This window comes from uncultured Brevundimonas sp., from assembly GCF_947305955.1.
GTDB lineage: Bacteria > Pseudomonadota > Alphaproteobacteria > Caulobacterales > Caulobacteraceae > Brevundimonas.
Window position 1 is genome coordinate 1 of sequence record NZ_CAMZFB010000002.1, and the last position, 17240, is coordinate 17240.

The following is a 17240-nucleotide window of genomic DNA, read 5'->3' on the forward strand; positions in this document are numbered from 1 at the left end:
AAGGCACCGCCGAGGCCGAACTGGTCCAGTGGCACGTCGCGGTCGGTGACGCGGTGTCCGAAGACCAGATCGTCGCCGAGGTCATGACCGACAAGGCGACCGTGGAGATCACCTCTCCGGTCGAGGGCAAGGTTACCAAGCTGCACGGCGAGCCGGGCGAAATGCTTCCGGTGCGCGGCGCTCTGGTCGAGTTCGAAGTTGAAGGCGAAGGCAATGCCGAGGCTGAGGAAGAAGCCCCTGCATCGGCTCCGGCTGCTGTAGAAGCGCCGGTGCCCGTTGAGGCACCGAAACCCGAAGTCGCCTCCGAAGGCCCCGCTGTCGCCGTTGCGACCGTGGGGAACTATGTGTTCAAGCTGCCGGACGTTGGCGAAGGCACGGCTGAAGCCGAGCTGGTCGGCTGGCACGTCAAGGTTGGTGATATGGTCGAGGAAGACCAGATCGTCGCCGAGGTGATGACCGACAAGGCCACGGTGGAACTGACCTCGCCCGTCGCGGGCAAGGTGGTTCAGCTGCACGGCGAGGCGGGTCAGGCCCTGCCGGTCGGTGGTCCGCTGGTCAGCTTCGATGTCGAGGGCGCGGGCAATGTGGCCGCGGCTCCGGCGGCAGCGCCTGTCGCTGCGGCGGCTCCCGCTCCGGCCAAGGTCGAGGCTCCTAAGTCCGCGGCTCCGGCACCGAAAGCCGATGCCAAGCCTGTTCCGGCCCTGACGGGTCGCAAGCCGGGCGAGCGTCCGCTGGCTTCGCCTGCGGTGCGCCAACGTGCGCGTGATCTGGGTATTGATCTGGTCTTCGTGCCGGGTTCGGGCCCTGCGGGCCGTATCGAACATGCCGACCTTGATGCCTTCGTGGCACGCGGCGGGGCTGTGGCTCCGGTGGCGGGCGGTGCGGTTTCGCAGTTCGCCAAGGCCGAGGGTACGACCGAGGTCAAGATCATCGGCCTGCGCCGCAAGATCGCGGAAAAGATGGCCGAGAGCGTCCGTCGCATCCCCCACATCACCTATGTGGAAGAGATCGACATGACGGCTCTGGAAGAGCTGCGTGGCCACCTGAACGCCCAGAACAAGGGTTCGGGTAAGCCGAAGCTCAACGTCCTGCCCTTCATCGCCCGCGCCATCGTCGTGGCTCTGAAGGACCAGCCGCAGATCAACGCCCACTATGACGACGAGGCGGGTATCCTGACCCAGCACGCCGCTGTGCATCTGGGCATTGCCGCCCAGACGCCGAACGGCCTGATGGTGCCGGTGGTCCGTCACGCCGAGGCGCGCGATGCCTATGACACCGCCCTTGAAATCGCCCGCGTGTCGGGTGCGGCCAAGGACGGTTCGGCCAAGCGCGAGGAACTGTCGGGTTCGACCATCACCATCACCTCGCTGGGCACGCTCGGCGGTGTGGTGCACACCCCGATCATCAACCATCCCGAAGTCGCCATCATCGGTCCGAACAAGATCGCCGATCGTGTGGTGGTCAAGGACGGCCAGATGGTCGTGCGCAAGATGATGAACCTGTCCTCCAGCTTCGATCACCGTATCGTCGACGGCCACGACGCGGCTGTTTTCGTACAGAAGATCAAGAACTTGCTGGAAAACCCGGCAACGCTTTGGATGTGATGCGATGAAGCGCGGCACGGCTATAGCTTTAGCAGTGGCCGCGCTGTTCGCGGCGAGTGAGGCGGCGGCGTGTTTACCTGAGGAGCCTCCGGTGTGGTCCGATCTTTTCTCTGAGAACGGTCCGCCGATTGCTATCGTTCGTACTGCTCGGCTTGTGCGCACAGAAACCCCTCGTTTCGATGAGTACTTCGAGATCTGGGATGATACGGCGACTGTACAGGTACTGGACGTAATCCAGGGGCGACCAAAGGCAGAGTATTCGATAACTGCTGTGGGCGATTACAAGCGCCGTATCGATAGCCGCATGATGTTTTGTTGGGATCGGATGGACCTCGAACTCGGGGAAGTCGCATTCGGTTTTGAACGATCAGACGGATCGTTCCGTACATTCTACGCGCCTAGAATACCTGCAGAATATCACGACCGCATACCAACTAGATTTCAATATCTTCTCGAACGAACACGATGACCCAGAACCTGAAAACCAAAGTCCTGATCATTGGCGCGGGCACGGGCGGCTATGTGGCCGGTATCCGTTGCGGCCAACTGGGTCTGGAGACCGTGCTGGTGGATGCATCGGCTGGTCTGGGCGGTACCTGCCTGAACGTGGGCTGCATCCCGTCCAAGGCCATCATCCATGCGGCGGGCAAGTATGAAACCGTCGCCAAGGCGGCGTCGGATGCCGGCACGCTGGGCATTACGGCATCTGCGCCTGCCATCGACCTCAAGAAGACGGTCGAGTGGAAGGACAGCATCGTCAAGAAGCTGAACGGCGGGGTTTCGGCCCTGCTGAAGAAGGCCAAGGTCAAGGTCGTCAAGGGCTGGGCCACCTTCTCGGATGCCAAGACCTGCATCGTGGCGACCGAGGATGGCGATATCCGCATCACCGCCGAGCACGTCATTCTGGCGACGGGTTCGGAACCTGTCGAACTGCCGTTCCTGCCGTTCGGTGGTGACGTGATTTCCTCGACCGAGGCGCTGTCCCTGCCGGAAGTGCCCAAAAAGCTGGTCGTCGTTGGCGGCGGCTATATCGGTCTGGAACTGGGCATTGCCTACCGCAAGCTGGGGGCCGAGGTCGCCATTGTGGAAATGGCCGACCGCATCCTGCCGCTCTATGACAAGGCCCTGACCGATCCGGTCGCCAAATGGCTGGAGCGTCACGGCGTCGAGCTTTACCTCGGTGCCCGCGCTGGTGGCTTTGGTGACGGCAAGCTGAACGTCACGGACAAGGACGGCAATCCGCTGCAACTTGCCGCTGACAAGGTGCTGGTGACCGTGGGCCGCCGCCCGCGCACCAAGGGCTGGGGTCTGGAGGCTATGGGCGTGGCCATGGACGGCCCGTTCGTGAAGATCGACGACCGCTGCGCCACCTCGATGAAGAACGTCTGGGCTATCGGTGACCTGACGGGCGAGCCGATGCTGGCGCACAAGGGCTCGGCACAGGGCGAAGTCGTGGCCGAGATCATTGCGGGCCATAACAAGCGCTTTGACCCAACCACCATCGCCGCCGTCTGCTTCACCGAGCCGGAAATCGTCTCGGCGGGTCTGGGCGTCTCGGATGTCGAAGGCCGCGACGATGTCATTCAGGCCGTCTTCCCGTTCGCCGCTATCGGCCGCGCTCTGGCTATCGAGGCAGGCGAGGATGGCGGCTTTGTGCGCGTGATCGCTGATAAAAACGATCACCGCCTGCTGGGCATCCAGGCCGTCGGCCAGCACGTCAGCGAACTGTCCAACAGCTTCGCCCAGATGCTGGAAATGGGCGCTGTGCTGGAAGACGTGGCCGGCACCATCCACGTCCACCCGACCCTCGGCGAAGCCTTCCATGAGGCGTCGCTCCGCGCTCTGGGTCACGCTATACATATCTAAGTTTGAGAGAGGGGCTTTGCCCCTCTCGCCCCTATGCTCGCCTCGCGGAGGCTCGCGACTTGAGGGGCGATATTTCTCCTCCCCCGTATGCAGGGAGTATCTCGCGAGGAGCGGAATAACGCTTCTCAATTTAGGCGAAACCGTTGCATTGGGCGCTGAGAATTGTCTGGGTGCGGTGATCTATCTTGAGTGTGATGATGGAACAGCCCCCGTCGAACCATTCATAAGCTGGAGCACCTAGGTAAATACCTTGGGCTGTCTTGGATTTCTCGAGGGAAACAAGACCCATGCTTTCCAAGATATTTTGGGGCCGTGCCTTCTGATAGGACGCAATGATCGTTGGTTTAGCGTCGTCATCGCTCAGCCAATAGTATCGTGCATACTCGCTGGCAGCCTCAACATCGCTTTCGTTCGGGAGTGCTGTTTTTAGGTCCAGACTGGCTTCAAACTGCTTAGCCCATTCCATGCTTGGCAAGGATGTTGGCGCGTTGACGTGAGCGCGTTTGGGTACAGCCGCATAGGCAGCGATCAGCACGATTAGTGCAGCGCTGGCCAGTATCACTCTCAGGTGTACTTTGGATTTGGACATGCAGGCTCTCCTTGACGAAAGGATCAGGGGGATGTGTCGGAAGAGCAAGAGCTAAGGCGCGTATAGAAAAAGCCGCCGGGGTTTCCCTCGGCGGCTTTTCTGTAGTTGGGCTTTAGCGGGCCTTAGACGTTGTGTTCGACACCGTCGCGGGCGCGCTTCAGGTCCGGCGCCAGAGCTTCGTCGGTCAGCATGGCGATGGCTTCTTCGATCGTGACGATCGTTTGGGCCTGAGAGCCGAGGCGGCGGATGGCGACCTTGCCTTCTTCGGCTTCCTTGCGGCCGACGACGGCGATGACCGGCACCTTGTTCACCGAGTGCTCGCGGATCTTGTAGTTGATCTTCTCGTTGCGCAGGTCGATCTCGGTGCGCAGGCCAGCGGCCTTGAACTTGGCGAGGACATCCTCGGCATAGCCGTCGGCGTCAGACGTGATGGTGGTCACCACGGCCTGCGTCGGGGCCAGCCACAGCGGGAAGGCACCGGCGTAGTTCTCGATCATGATGCCGATGAAGCGCTCGAACGAGCCGAGGATCGCGCGGTGCAGCATGACCGGACGGTGCTTCTGGCCGTCTTCGGCGATATAGGTCGCATCCAGACGTTCCGGCAGGACATAGTCCAACTGGATGGTGCCGCAGGTCCATTCACGGCCGATGGCGTCCTTGACGATGAAGTCCAGCTTCGGCGCGTAGAAGGCACCGTCGCCTTCGGTCACGACAGGCTCGGTGCCAGCGGCGCGGGCGGCTTCGGCCATCTGGGCCTCGGCCTTGTCCCAGAACTCTTCGGTACCGGCGCGCAGTTCCGGACGGGTGCCGAGCGAGATGTATTTGGTTTCCATGCCGAGGTCGGCGTGGACCGAGCGGGCCAGCTTGATGAAGTTGGCCGTCTCTTCGACGATCTGGTCTTCACGGCAGAAGATGTGGGCGTCGTCTTGGGTAAAGCCGCGCACGCGCATCAGGCCGTGCAGCGAGCCCGACGGCTCATAGCGGTGGCAGGCGCCGAACTCGGCCATACGCAGCGGCAGTTCGCGGTACGAACGCTGGCCTTGATCGAAGATCTGAACGTGGCCCGGGCAGTTCATCGGCTTCAGCGACAGGGTTTCGCCCTCGACCGTCTCGCAGACAAACATATTGGCGCGGTACTTGTCCCAGTGGCCTGAGGCTTCCCAGAATTTGCGGTCCAGAACCTGCGGGGTCTTCACCTCGACATAGCCTGCGGCGTCCAGACGGCGGCGCATATAGGCTTCCAGCACGCGCCACAGCACCCAGCCCTTCGGATGCCAGAAGACCATGCCGCGGCCCTCTTCCTGCATGTGGAAGAGTTCCATCGAGCGGCCCAGCTTGCGGTGGTCGCGCTTCTCGGCTTCCTCGATGCGCTGGAGGTAAGCGTCGAGGTCTTCCTTGGTGGCCCATGCGGTGCCGTAGATGCGCTGAAGCTGCGCCTTGTTGCTGTCACCGCGCCAATAGGCACCGGCCAGCTTGGTCAGCTTGAAGGCCTTGCCCACGAATTTGGTCGAGGGGAAGTGCGGACCACGGCACAGGTCGGCCCATTCGCCCTGCTTATAGACGGTGATGGTTTCCGTTTCAGGCAGGTCGCGGATCAGCTCGGCCTTGTAGCTTTCGCCGATCTTCTCGAAGTGGGCGATGGCCTCGTCGCGGTTCCAGACCTGACGTTCCAGCTTGGCACCGCGATCGATGATCTCGGCCATCTTCTTCTCGATCTTCGGGAAGTCGTCGGTCGAGAAGGGCTCGTCGCGGGCGAAGTCGTAATAGAAGCCGTCTTCGATCGACGGGCCGATGGTGACCTGCGTGCCCGGGAACAGCTCCTGCACGGCCTGCGCCAGCACGTGGGCGGCGTCGTGGCGGATGGTTTCTAGAGCCTCGGGGTCATCGCGCATCAGAAGGCGGAAGTCGCCGTCGCCCTCAATCTCGCGGTGCAGGTCGCGCTGCTCGCCGTTCCACACGACAAGGGCTGCCTTTTTCGCCAGCGACGGCGAAATAGCGGAGGCGACGTCAAAGCCCGTCGAACCGGCTGGGTATTGGCGGACGGCGCCGTCTGGGAAGGTAAGGTTGATCATCGTTTGGTCTTAACTGGAGGGACGGGGTCGTAACCCGACCCGCCGAATGGATGGCATTTACAGAGACGGCGTACAGTCAGCCACCCCCCGCGAACCGGACCGTGCTGGATCAGGGCGTCGCGTCCATAGTCCGAACAGGTCGGAAGGAAGCGGCACTGCTGGCCGATCAGGGGTGACAGCGTGACCTTATAGCCCCGATGGGCCAATCGGACGCCGCGTTCGTAGAGAGACATTTGTCCCTTCGCCGGGGGCTGCTGAGAATGGTTGCTGGGCTTATCCCCCGTTAGGGACAGGGTTTCAACCCGCGCAAAAGTCTCACGCCGCACCGGCGATGTTAGTTCGTGTATCGGTATGGTGTTTCAGCGCCTGCCGGACAGCCTCCAGCAGGGCCTCGATGGCGACCATCGAAGAGGCGTGGCGGGCCGGATAGTCGGCCACCTGTTTCAGGATGCGAAGCCCTTCGAAACGGCCCGTCGGGCCTTCGCCGCCGGATTTCAGCATGGCCAGCATGGCGTCGCGGGCGGCCTCGATCTCGGGCTCGGTGGCCCCGATTGCGGCCTCGCCGACGACGCCGGCACCGGCTTGGCCCAGAGCGCAGGCTTTGACTTCTTGGGCAAAGTCGGTGACGCGGCCCTGATCGTCGATGACGACATCAACGATGGGCTTTGATACGACCCTGATGGGCACCATCAAACCCGGACCCACGGGGGCAGTCAGGCGCCCAGCCTGGGGCATGTTGGGCGCAAGGGTCCGGATACGGGCGCTGTAAAGGTCGTCGATCACGGGAAAGTAGATAGGCCCTCAAACCGCAAAAATGAAGCCGTGGCGCATTAGCGATTGGGCCAATCAGGGGTTCAGAGAATTCCAGCTTCGTGCGGTCGGCGATGCGGGCGGTTCGGGAACGGCGGGGATCTGGCCGTTCATTTCCTGCGTGCGGCGCGACAGCCATGCCAGATTTTGCTCGACGACTTCCGGCGGGACGTCGCGGCGCAGGATGGTTTCGGCCTCGCCGGTCTTGCCTTGCAGGCCCAGTGCCAGCGCCAGATTTTGGCGTACCTGAAGCGAGGCTCCCGGACGGGCGGCGGCGCGGCGCAACAGGGTCTCGGCCTCGGCCAGATGGCCGCTGCTCATGTGGGCGATGGCGATATTGGTCAGCACCTCGGGCTGGTCAGGGGACAGGGCCAGTGCGGCCTGCCATGCCGCTTGCGCATCGGCGCTACGCTGGACCTGCTGATAGGCTACGCCCAGCAGCGACAGCGGGCGCCAGTCACGCGGGGCGAGGGCGCGGGCCTGTTCCAGAGCTTCGATGCCGTAAAAGGCCTGACCGCGGGCGATATGGGCGCGGCCCACTTCCAGCATGGCCTCGACATTGCGCGGTTGGGTGGTCAGCACGCCCTGGGCCGCCTCGGCGGCGCGGTCATGCTGGCCCAATTCGCGCAGAGCTTGTGCCATTTTTACGCCCGCAACAGGGTCCATCGGATTGATGGCGTGCTCATTGCCCCAAAACAGCGACCGGCTGAGAGCGTCTGCGCGATCATAGGCGGCGCGTGTGGCTGCATCGGCGGGAACGCGCGGTGCGGGCGCGGCGGCGGGTTCTGGCGTCTGGGTCGTGGCCGCTGCAGCGACAGGCCACACCAGTACGAGACCTAAGGTTGCAGCGAGGCAGCGGGTGCGCGACATGAAGAAGTTCCCGAACGAAGGTGACATGATGTTGCGTCGTTCTGCGCTAAGGTCCGGTTAATGCCCGTTAAGGGCGAGAAGAGAATGCTGATGTCTGCCAAACCCCGTGATTTCCTGCAGCTGCCGTCGGGCAAGGCGCGTCCGGTCCGTCTGGTGGACGCCCAGACCGCTCTGGATGGTCCCGCCGAGGCGTGGGCCCGCGTCAATGGTTTCAAAGGCAAGCCGGGGCAGCTTCTGCTGGTGCCGGGGGCAGACGGCGAGGTCGCCGAGGCCCTGTTCGGGGTCGCCAAGGATTTCGATCCGGCGGTGATCCGCAGCCTGGCGGGCCGTTTGCCGGACGGTGACTGGAAGATCGAGAACCTGCCCGCCGACAAGGGCGAGGTGGCGGCTGTGGCCTTTGGCGTCGGCAGCTATGTGTTCGACCGCTACAAGTCGTCCGAAGGCAAGCCGCGCCCGCGTCTGGTTGCCCCTGAAGGGATCGACGTCGAGGCCGTGCGCCGCATCGTCGATGCCTGCCACCTGACCCGCGAGATGGTCGATACGCCCGCGCAGGACATGGGCCCGCTCCAGCTGGAAACCATCGCCCGCGAGATCGCCGAGGAAAACGGTGCCGATCTGAAGGTGACCATCGGCGACCAGCTTCTGGAAGACAACTATCCGGCAGTCCATGCCGTGGGCCGCGCCGCCATCGCCCACCGCGCGCCGCGTGTGCTGGAGATCGGCTGGAATCTGGACAAGACCGATCTGCCGCTCGTGGCGCTGGTGGGTAAGGGCGTGGTGTTCGACACCGGCGGCCTCGACCTCAAGGGCGCGGCGGGCATGCGCAATATGAAGAAGGATATGGGCGGTGCCGCCCATGCCCTGTCGCTGGGTCGGCTGGTGATGCAGTCGGGCCTGAAGGTGCGCCTCGTTGTGCTGGTGGCCGCGGTCGAGAACGCGGTCTCGGGCGATGCCTTCCGTCCGGGCGATATCCTGAACAGCCGCAAGGGCCTGACCATCGAGATCGGCAATACCGATGCCGAAGGCCGACTGATCCTCGCCGATGTGCTGGCCCGGGCGGGCGAGCATGAGCCGGACCTGACGGTGGACTTTGCCACCCTGACCGGTGCGGCGCGTATCGCCCTGGGGCCGGAACTTCCGCCGCTCTACACCGCCGATGATGCACTGGCAGAGGGCGTTGTGGCAGCCAGTCAGGCGGTCAGCGATCCGCTGTGGCGCATGCCGCTGTGGTCGGGTTATCGCGCCTCGCTGGACAGCGAGATCGCCGACCTTCGCAACGACAGCGCCGCCTGGGCACAGGCCGGTTCGGTGACGGCGGCTCTCTTCCTTCAGAACTTCGCGCCCGAGACGGGTTCGTGGGCGCACATGGATGTGTTCGCGTGGAACCCGCGCAACCGCCCCGGCTATCCCGAAGGGGGCGAGGCCCAGACCCTGCGGGCATGGTTCCACTATCTGTCGGGTCGCTTAGGCGCATGATGATGGACGCGGCGGGACAGATGATCCCGCCGCGTTAACATCCCCTTCGGAAAAGCGCGTGTAGGGTTGGTGATCGATTTGTCCTTTGTGTCTGTCTCGGGTGCGCGCTTGACCCTGATCCCAGAACTGATCCCCCCCGGTGAACGGCTGATGGGGGCCGACCTGGCCGAACAGGCTCTGGAAGGTCTGACCCGTGCGCCGCGCTTCACCGCGCTGGACTCAGCTGCCATGGCCGAGCCGGTCACGGACGTCCTGTCCGAGGACGGTCAGCGTGTATCCCAGCTGATCTATGGCGAGATTTTCGAGATTCTCTTCCGTCGCGGTGGTCGCGCCTATGGTCGCAGCCGTCGCGATGGCACGGTGGGCTGGGTCGGCGAGGCCGTCCTGAAGCCTGCCCACGGTTTTCCCGCCTATCGCGTGCGCTCGCACGGGGGGCGCTATCCGTTCAATGCTCTGGTTACCGGCGACGAAGCGGGCCTTGAGGGTGCCGATCTGACGCCTGTGGCCGAGTTCGAGGCCGATCCCGTGGCTGTGGCGCGCGGCTTCCTCGGTGCATCGGTGGAAAAGGGTGCTCGCTCTGACATCGTCGATGGCATAGGGCTGGTGCAGCAGGTGCTGTTCGCCTGCGGTCGCGCAGCCCCGCGCCGTGCGGTTGATCTGGCTGCGGTCGGTCGCTCGCTGGAGCAGGGTGAACTGACGGCGGGTGATATCGTCGTGTGGGTATCTGGCGAGGACAAGGCGCTGGGTCATGCCGCGCTGGTCGTTGATGCCGAAACCGTCATCCATGCCTGCGCCAACTCGGGCAAGGTCGTAGAGACGACGCTGGCCGATGTGTCGGGCCAGGCTGCGGCAGCAGGGCTGGGCGCGGCACTCTATCGTCGTCCGACCTTCTAAAACCGGACAATCAGCCAAATAAAAAAGGCGGCCCGCGAAGGAGCCGCCTTTTCTATGTCTGGACGTCTGGCCCTTAGGCTGCCGGAGCAGCCGGTGCGGCTTGGGTCGCAGCGGTATCGGCAGCCGGAGCGGCGGCTTCGCCGGTCGCTTCGGTGGCTGCAGCGCCTTCGGCAGCCGCAGCGTCACCTTCAGCCGGAGCGGCAGCACCCGGCTGACGCGACGGGTCCGGAGCCGGAATGCCGAGGCTCGAGCCCTGCGTGCGCAGATAGGCGATCAGGTTGATGCGGGTCTGTTCGTCACGGATACCGGCGAACGACATCTTGGTGCCCGGAACATAACGGCCCGGTGCAGTCAGGAATTTGTCGATCTCGTCATAGCCCCAGGTCGGAGCCTCGGCCTTGTGCTTGGCCATGGCGTCCGAATAGGCAAAGCCTGCGGCGTGCATCACAGGACCGCCCAGAACACCGTGCAGGTTCGGGCCGATGCCCGAAGCGCCGCCAGCGTTGATGGTGTGGCAGGCCTGGCAGCGCGCAAAGGCGGCTTCACCGGCGGCAACGTCGGCCGTCGGCAGGACCGTACCCCAGTCGATCGGCAGGGCCGGCGCGTCGCCACCTGCGGATTCTTCCGGAGCATCCACGAAATAGCCCATCTTCTCCGGAGCCTTGGTGTGATACACCGCGCCCGAAACCTGTTGGACCACCAGGATCGCAAAGGCCGTGCCCAGGCACGCGCCCATAATCTTGTTGAACTTCAGATCGCCGCTCATGCGCGTCGTCGCATCCCGTATCTAGATGAGCCCCCCGCTCGCATTGCGGCGTTCAGGCGTATTCCTTACGTTGGCGTCTCTTACACGCTAGCGCGACCTTATCAACCTGTCCGACGACATTGTCGGGCGAAACTGGACTTCTTTCTGGCTATGAAACCTCTGATACTGATCCCCGCACGTTTGGCAGCGACCCGTTTGCCCAACAAACCGCTGGCGGACATCGAGGGAAAGCCGATGATCGTTCGCGCTTGGGAAGCGGCGTCGAAATCGGGTTTCCGCGTCGCAGTTGCGGCGGGTGATCAAGAAATTGTCGATGTAGTTCAAGCGGCTGGCGGTGAAGCAGTACTGACCGATCCGAACCTGCCCAGTGGTTCTGACCGTATCCGCGTGGCGGCGGACCTGCTCGACCCGACCGGCGCGCACGACATTGTTATCAATGTGCAGGGCGACATGCCGTTCGCCTCGCCAAATCTGTCAAAAATCTGCGCCGACCTTTTGGAAACCCGTCGTCAGGCGGATATTGTGACCCTCGTCGCCGCCGAAACAGACGCGAGCGAGCGCGCCAACCCCGACGTCGTAAAGGCTGTTGTCGCTGTGGACGAGGATGGCCGCTCGGGCCGCGCCCTCTATTTCACCCGCTCGGTGCTCTACGGTGATGCGCCGATCTGGCACCACATCGGCATCTACGGCTATCGCCGCGAGGCTCTGGTGCGCTTCTGTGCCGCGCCGCCGTCGCCGCTGGAAAAGCGCGAGAAGCTGGAGCAACTCCGCGCGCTGGAAATGGGCATGACCATCTGGACCGGCATCATCGACGAGGCACCGGTCTCGGTCGACAATGCCGAGGATCTTGAGGCCGCCCGTGCTGTGGCCCGCAGCCTGAACGGCTGATTATTCGCTTTCGAACGCCCAGCTGGAGATCAGCTGGTGGGCGATGGCAAAGGGCGGTGGTGCGATCAAATCGGGATGGCTGCCATCGATCAGGGCGCGGGCTTCGGCCCGCGTCAGCCATTTCACGGCTTCCAGTTCGGAGTGATCCGGCACCGCATCACAGCTGTCGACCTCGGCGATCAGGCCCAGCATCAGCTGGGCCGGAAAGGGCCAAGGCTGGCTGGAATGGTATTGGACGGCGGTGACCTTGAGGCCCGCTTCTTCCCCTACCTCGCGGGCGCAGGCCTCCTCGACCGATTCCGCAGGCTCCAGAAATCCGGCCAGTGCCGACATCCGGCCCTTGGGCCATTGCGGTTGGCGTCCCAGCAGGCAGATCGGCTCGTCCCCGCCCTTATAGACCGGAAGCATGATGACGACGGGATCGACGCGGGGGAAATGCTCGGTTCCGCAGGCGGGGCAGACCCTGCGCCAGCCACCCGACGCCTGTTCCGACGGCTTGCCGCACGCCGAACAGAAGCCGTGACGACGACGCCAGTCGAACAACCCCTTGGCCTCACCGGCCATGGCCGCTTCATTGGCGCTCAGGATCGCGGCTGCCTCGCGCAGTTCCACAAACCGTCCCATGTGGGCGCAAGGACCGTTGGTCGGGTCGATCGAGCCTTCGAACTCGATGGCAAAGGCGGGAATGTCTTTCCACATCCCCAGAAACAGGTCGCGGTCCTTCACCAGATCCAGCGCATGTTCAAACGACAGCCAGACCAGTCGCTCCTCGTCGCCGTGCGGCTCGACCAGCGGGCGGCCCTCCCACATCACCATACAGGTGGCCTGGGGGTGGCGTCTTTGGGCGGACATCCAGTCCTGATCGTTACGCAGGTCGCCGGACCGGTCGAGCGGATTGCCCGCAAAGGTGTTTTGAAGAACCATGTCCGACAACATAGGCGGTCCAAGCGCCGACAGGAATGGGGCTTTCACCCTGATTTCGCCCCTTGATTTGTCCTGCGCCACGCGCCATATCCCGTCTCGGAGATCGTGCGGGCGAAGGCTTCGCCAACCTGGTCAGGGCCGGAAGGCAGCAGCCACAACGAATTCACCTTCGGGTCGTGCGGTCTCCACCCTTCTACAAATGACTGATTTTGCCAGCGTCCGTGCCAACGGGCGTTTTTTTGTGCACGATAATACGCTCTTTGACGGAACCGTCGGGGGCGCGGTTCGCTTCGAGAGTCCATTCAGACACTGAAAAGGACCGCGACATGAGCGTTCTTGGTAAGATCTTCGGCAACATCTTCAAAAAGAAGGATCAAGCGGCAGGCGCGGCCCCGGCTTCGGGCACTGCGGCTCCGGCACCGGCTCCGGCCCCGACCGCTCCGGCGGTTGCTCCGCAACCGGCCTCGATCCAGGACGTGGACGTCGCGGGCATCCTCGACTTCATGAACGAGCAGCGCAGCCAGAAGCTGAACTGGCGCACCTCCATCGTTGACCTGATGAAGCTGGTCGGCATGGAAAGCTCGCTGGCCGAACGCAAGGAACTGGCCGACGAGCTGGGCTATACCGGCGACAAGTCCGACACCGCGACCATGAACATGTGGCTGCACAAACAGGTCATCCAGAAGATCCGCGACAACGGCGGTCAGCTGCCGAGCGATCTGTAAGATTCCTCATCCGGTCATGCGCGAAGGGGGTGCGAAAACCGCCGCCTTCGCGCTATGACTTGAGGCATGAGCGATACCGATCACAATCTTGATGGCCCCCCGTGGGACGTGGACGCCCCTGAAGAGGAGGCGCATGAGCGTGATCCCAATACATCCGACATGTTCGGCGCACCGGCCGAGCCGGCCCCAGCGCCCGCTGCGGAAGCCAAGCCGGAGCCTGTAAAGGCGGTCCCCGCCGTCGAGGCTGCGCCTTCGGACGAGGGTGAAGCCTATACGGTGCTGGCGCGCAAATACCGCCCGCGCACCTTCGAGGACCTGATTGGCCAGGAGGCCATGGTCCGTACCCTGACGAATGCCTTTGCCACGGGCCGTATCGCCCACGCCTTCATGCTCACGGGCGTTCGCGGGGTGGGCAAGACCACGACCGCCCGCCTTCTGGCCCGCGCGCTCAACAACGAAACTGACACCATCGACCGTCCGTCGCTGGAACTGACCGCCCACGGTCGCCACGACAAGGCGATCATGTCCGGCCAGCACATGGACGTGATCGAGATGGACGCCGCCTCCAATACCGGCGTCGGCGATATCCGCGAGCTGATCGAGAGCGTGCGCTACGCGCCGGTCGAGGCCCGCTACAAGGTCTATGTGCTCGACGAAGTGCACATGCTGTCGACGGCGGCGTTCAACGCCCTGCTGAAGACGCTGGAAGAACCGCCGCCGCACGCCAAATTCATCTTCGCCACGACCGAAATCCGCAAGGTGCCGGTGACCATCCTGTCCCGCTGCCAGCGTTTCGACCTGCGCCGCGTGGAGCCGGACGTCCTGTCGGGCCACCTTGGCCGCGTGGCCGAGCGCGAGGGCATGAAGATCGAGCAGGAGGCGCTGGCCCTGATCGCCCGCGCCGCCGAAGGTTCGGTCCGTGACGGCTTGTCTCTGCTGGATCAGGCGTTGGTTCAGGGCGAGAAGGGCGAGGTGGTCGCCGCCGAGACGGTGCGCGACATGCTAGGCCTTGCCGACCGCACCCAGACCATCGCCCTGTTTGAATCCATCATGGCAGGCCGCACCGCCGAGGCCCTCCAGAATTTCCGCACCCTGTACGGCTATGGCGCCGATCCGGTGCAGATCACCAACGACCTGCTGGAGCATTGCCACGCGGCCTCGGTCGCCAAGATGCTGGGCCCGAACGCCACGCGCCTGCCCAATGATCAAGCGCAAAAGTTGACGGCGCTGGGCGCGGCCATTTCAGCGGCCACCTTGTCGCGCAGCTGGTCCATGCTGCTGAAGGCGCTGGACGAGGTGCGGCGCGCGCCCAACCCCGCCGATGCCGTGGAAATGGCCATCGTTCGTCTGGCCTATGCGGCGGACCTGCCGTCGCCGGAAGATGCGCTGAAGTCGATCCGCGACGGACAACTGCCGGGCGGTGGTTCAGGTCCTCGTGGAGGCGGTAGTGGCGGCGGTGGTGGAGGCGGGGCCTCGGCCATGCTGCAACCCCAGCCGGTACAGGCCCCCAAACTGCCCAATCCTCAGACCTTCGAACAGGTTGTCGCCCTGATCGGGGAAAAGCGCGAAATCACGCTGCAGCTTGATGTCGAACGCTATGTCCGTCCGGTCAGCTTCAAGCCCGGTGCCATCACCTATGAACCGGTCGAGGGTGCACCCTTCGATCTGGCGCGCCGTCTGTCGTCGCGCCTGAAGGAATGGACGGGCCGTACATGGCTTATCGCCGCCAATGGTCAGGGCGGCGGCGAGACCATGATCGAGAAGCACAACAAGGCCAAGGCGGCCCAGCGTCAGGCGGTCGAGACGGATCCGTTCATCGTCTCCCTGCTTGCGGCCTTCCCCGGTGCCGAGATCAGGGATATCCGCACTCTGGCCCCTGCGGTGGAGACCCCCTCCATCCCTGATGACCACGAAGCGCATCACGACGACGATGACTGACAAAAAAGGCCGCCTCCCTCGGGAAGCGGCCTTTCTCTTTTCGGGCAATTCTGCGCGTCAGACGATCTGGACAGCGCGCTCGAACGGCAGGCGCGGCGAGCGCGGGAACAGGTTCTCGTCGGTGCCGTAGCCGAGGTTGATGATCATGTTCACCTCGACGTCGCCTTCAGGGAAGAATTCCTTCTTCACGGCGTCGAAGTCGAAGCCGGTCATCGGGCCGACATCCAGACCCAGCGCGCGGGCGGCGCTGATCAGATAGCCGGCTTGCAGCGAGGCGTTCTTGTGCGCGACTTCGCGGCGGCCCTCGCGGGTGGGGAACCAGTCCTTGGCGCCCGGGGCGTGCGGGAACAGTTCCGGCAGGGTTTCGTGGAAGTTCACATCAAAGCCGACGATGACCGCGACCGGAGCCTGACGGGTCTTGGCCTGATTGCCTTCCTGCAGCAGCGGGACGAGGCGGTCTTTGCCCTCGGGCGAGGTCACGAAGACGAAACGGGCGGGGGTCGAGTTGGCGGCGGTCGGGCCGTATTTCACCAGCTCATACAGGGCCTTCAGCGTGTCTTCCGAAACCGGACGGTCGCTCCACGCATTGCGGGTGCGGGCTTCGGTGAACAGCTGGGCGAGAACCTGATCGGCAACCGGCTGGCTACGATCGTTCGAATTATCATAGGCCACGGTGGCCTCCATTGGTTAAATAAAACAACTGCTGTTGCAAATAGCGCGATTGGCGCGGGATGCAAGAGGGGCCGCAAAGATTTTTAAGCGCCCATGCGGCGTGGTTGGGACTGGAGACGCGCCAAGGAAAACCTTATCTAGGGCCTATGAAAGACCTTAGCGCACTTATGAAACAGGCTCAGGCCATGCAGGAAAAACTGCAGCAGGCCCAAGCCAAGATGGCCGAATCGGTTGCCGAGGGCACCTCGGGCGGCGGTCTGGTGACCGTCACCCTGAAGGGACCGGGCGAAGTGACCTCGGTAAAGATTGACGACAGCCTGATGGCTCCGGGCGAGGGCGAGATCCTGTCCGACCTGATCGTGGCCGCTCATGCCGACGCCAAGCGCAAGCTGGACGAGATCAACAACGCCCTGATGCGCGAGGCCGCAGGGCCGATGGCCGGAATGAACATTCCGGGCATGCCGAAGCTGTTCTGATGGCATCGACCGCGGGACCGGAAATCGAGCGCCTCATCTCCCTGTTGGCCAAGCTGCCGGGGATGGGGCCGCGTTCGGCCCGCCGGGCGGCGCTGGCGCTTCTCAAGCGCCGCGAACAACTGCTGGTGCCGCTGGCCGCGGCCATGGCCGAGACGGCGGACAAGGTCGTCAACTGCTCGGTCTGCGCCGCGCCGGACACCCGCGACCCCTGCGCCATCTGTTCCGATGAGGCGCGCGACAACGGCCTGATCTGTGTGGTCGAGGAGGCGGGGGCGCTGTGGGCGATGGAACGCTCCGGAGCCTTCCGTGGCAAATACCATGTGCTGGGCGGTCTTCTGTCGGCGCTGGACGGTGTCGGCCCCGATCAGATCCGCGTGGGCGAACTGATCGGACGGGCCAAGGCCGGCGATGTGCGTGAGGTGGTGTTGGCGCTGCCCGCGACCGTCGATGGTCAGACCACGGCGCATTACCTGTCCGAAAAACTGGCGGCCGCCGGGGTAGAGGTAACCTCTCTGGCCCGTGGCGTGCCTGTGGGCGGCGAGCTGGACTGGCTGGACGATGGTACGATTGTACAGGCGCTCAGGGCACGCCGTCCGGCCTGACCATGCGGTTTGCGTCCGTTATTGACGTAATGGTGGGGGCCTAATGGCCGAACGGGTTTAGAGGTCGG

18 protein-coding genes and 1 other RNA gene are annotated in these 17240 nt (G+C 63.9%); 11 read left to right on the forward strand and 8 right to left on the reverse strand.

The features are described 5' to 3' along the window. The 3 genes from Q0Y42_RS00660 to lpdA all read left to right on the forward strand — a co-directional run. On the forward strand, positions 1 to 1604 hold a 1604-nt coding region (locus Q0Y42_RS00660; protein ID WP_297799056.1), incomplete at its 5' end, for a 2-oxo acid dehydrogenase subunit E2. A 4-nt stretch (positions 1605 to 1608) separates the two neighbouring features. Next, a complete protein-coding gene (locus Q0Y42_RS00665; RefSeq protein WP_297799059.1) occupies positions 1609 to 2073 on the forward strand; it encodes a hypothetical protein in 465 nt (154 codons plus the stop codon). Beyond that, positions 2070 to 3470, forward strand: a complete 1401-nt coding sequence (lpdA, locus tag Q0Y42_RS00670; protein ID WP_297799061.1) for a dihydrolipoyl dehydrogenase — start codon at positions 2070 to 2072, stop codon at positions 3468 to 3470. Before Q0Y42_RS00665 ends, lpdA begins: the two co-directional genes overlap by 4 nt. Positions 3471 to 3600: 130 nt before the next feature. On the opposite strand, the gene Q0Y42_RS00675 is transcribed toward lpdA, so the two are convergent. The 5 genes from Q0Y42_RS00675 to Q0Y42_RS00695 form a co-directional block, all read right to left on the reverse strand. Further along, positions 3601 to 4059 (reverse strand): hypothetical protein, encoded by a 459-nt coding sequence (locus tag Q0Y42_RS00675; RefSeq protein ID WP_242912888.1) that lies wholly within the window; start codon positions 4057 to 4059, stop codon positions 3601 to 3603. 122 nt (positions 4060 to 4181) lie between these two features. Continuing rightward, entirely contained in the window at positions 4182 to 6131 is a 1950-nt protein-coding gene (gene thrS, locus Q0Y42_RS00680; RefSeq protein WP_297799064.1) for a threonine--tRNA ligase, read from the reverse strand. Then, entirely contained in the window at positions 6128 to 6364 is a 237-nt protein-coding gene (gene yidD, locus Q0Y42_RS00685) for a membrane protein insertion efficiency factor YidD (protein ID WP_292050530.1), read from the reverse strand. The genes thrS and yidD overlap by 4 nt, the downstream gene beginning before the upstream one ends. Before the next feature lie 82 nt (positions 6365 to 6446). Beyond that, positions 6447 to 6914, reverse strand: coding sequence for an iron-sulfur cluster assembly scaffold protein (locus Q0Y42_RS00690; RefSeq protein ID WP_297799069.1), 468 nt, complete (start codon positions 6912 to 6914; stop codon positions 6447 to 6449). Between the two features lie 63 nt (positions 6915 to 6977). Further along, positions 6978 to 7838 carry a tetratricopeptide repeat protein gene (locus Q0Y42_RS00695; protein WP_297799070.1) on the reverse strand — a complete coding sequence of 287 codons (861 nt, stop codon included), beginning with the start codon at positions 7836 to 7838 and terminating at the stop codon, positions 6978 to 6980. Positions 7839 to 7901: 63 nt separating this feature from the next. Here Q0Y42_RS00695 and Q0Y42_RS00700 point away from each other — a divergent pair, with 63 nt between their 5' ends. Both Q0Y42_RS00700 and Q0Y42_RS00705 read left to right on the forward strand, forming a co-directional pair. Further along, the gene (locus Q0Y42_RS00700) at positions 7902 to 9287 is read left to right on the forward strand and encodes a leucyl aminopeptidase family protein (protein ID WP_297799072.1); all 1386 of its coding nucleotides are present in this window, start codon (positions 7902 to 7904) and stop codon (positions 9285 to 9287) included. 108 nt (positions 9288 to 9395) lie between these two features. Further along, a complete protein-coding gene (locus Q0Y42_RS00705) occupies positions 9396 to 10181 on the forward strand; it encodes an NlpC/P60 family protein (protein WP_297799074.1) in 786 nt (261 codons plus the stop codon). 73 nt (positions 10182 to 10254) lie between these two features. On the opposite strand, the gene Q0Y42_RS00710 is transcribed toward Q0Y42_RS00705, so the two are convergent. Further along, complete coding sequence (locus Q0Y42_RS00710; RefSeq protein ID WP_297799076.1) at positions 10255 to 10947, reverse strand: cytochrome c family protein; 693 nt, start codon at positions 10945 to 10947, stop codon at positions 10255 to 10257. Positions 10948 to 11097: 150 nt separating this feature from the next. Between Q0Y42_RS00710 and Q0Y42_RS00715 the strand changes: the two genes are divergently transcribed. Beyond that, positions 11098 to 11835, forward strand: coding sequence for a 3-deoxy-manno-octulosonate cytidylyltransferase (locus Q0Y42_RS00715; protein ID WP_297799078.1), 738 nt, complete (start codon positions 11098 to 11100; stop codon positions 11833 to 11835). On the opposite strand, the gene nudC is transcribed toward Q0Y42_RS00715, so the two are convergent. Next, positions 11836 to 12759: an NAD(+) diphosphatase gene (gene nudC, locus Q0Y42_RS00720; RefSeq protein WP_297799080.1), complete on the reverse strand. Its 924-nt coding sequence runs from the start codon at positions 12757 to 12759 to the stop codon at positions 11836 to 11838. 95 nt (positions 12760 to 12854) lie between these two features. Here nudC and ffs point away from each other — a divergent pair. The 3 genes from ffs (at position 12855) to Q0Y42_RS00735 (ending at position 15422) form a co-directional block, all read left to right on the forward strand. Next, positions 12855 to 12952, forward strand: an RNA gene (ffs, locus tag Q0Y42_RS00725) — signal recognition particle sRNA small type. Positions 12953 to 13085: 133 nt separating this feature from the next. After that, complete coding sequence (locus Q0Y42_RS00730; RefSeq protein WP_297799082.1) at positions 13086 to 13484, forward strand: DUF3597 domain-containing protein; 399 nt, start codon at positions 13086 to 13088, stop codon at positions 13482 to 13484. 66 nt (positions 13485 to 13550) lie between these two features. Continuing rightward, a complete protein-coding gene (locus tag Q0Y42_RS00735; RefSeq protein ID WP_297799083.1) occupies positions 13551 to 15422 on the forward strand; it encodes a DNA polymerase III subunit gamma/tau in 1872 nt (623 codons plus the stop codon). A 57-nt stretch (positions 15423 to 15479) separates the two neighbouring features. Here the strand turns inward: Q0Y42_RS00735 and Q0Y42_RS00740 are convergent, their stop codons facing one another. After that, positions 15480 to 16094, reverse strand: a complete 615-nt coding sequence (locus Q0Y42_RS00740; RefSeq protein ID WP_297799085.1) for a malonic semialdehyde reductase — start codon at positions 16092 to 16094, stop codon at positions 15480 to 15482. A gap of 146 nt (positions 16095 to 16240) precedes the next feature. Here Q0Y42_RS00740 and Q0Y42_RS00745 point away from each other — a divergent pair, with 146 nt between their 5' ends. After that, complete coding sequence (locus Q0Y42_RS00745) at positions 16241 to 16570, forward strand: YbaB/EbfC family nucleoid-associated protein (RefSeq protein WP_297799087.1); 330 nt, start codon at positions 16241 to 16243, stop codon at positions 16568 to 16570. Then, positions 16570 to 17172 (forward strand): recombination mediator RecR, encoded by a 603-nt coding sequence (gene recR / locus Q0Y42_RS00750; protein WP_297799089.1) that lies wholly within the window; start codon positions 16570 to 16572, stop codon positions 17170 to 17172. The genes Q0Y42_RS00745 and recR overlap by 1 nt, the downstream gene beginning before the upstream one ends. The last annotated feature ends 68 nt before the right edge of the window (positions 17173 to 17240 follow it).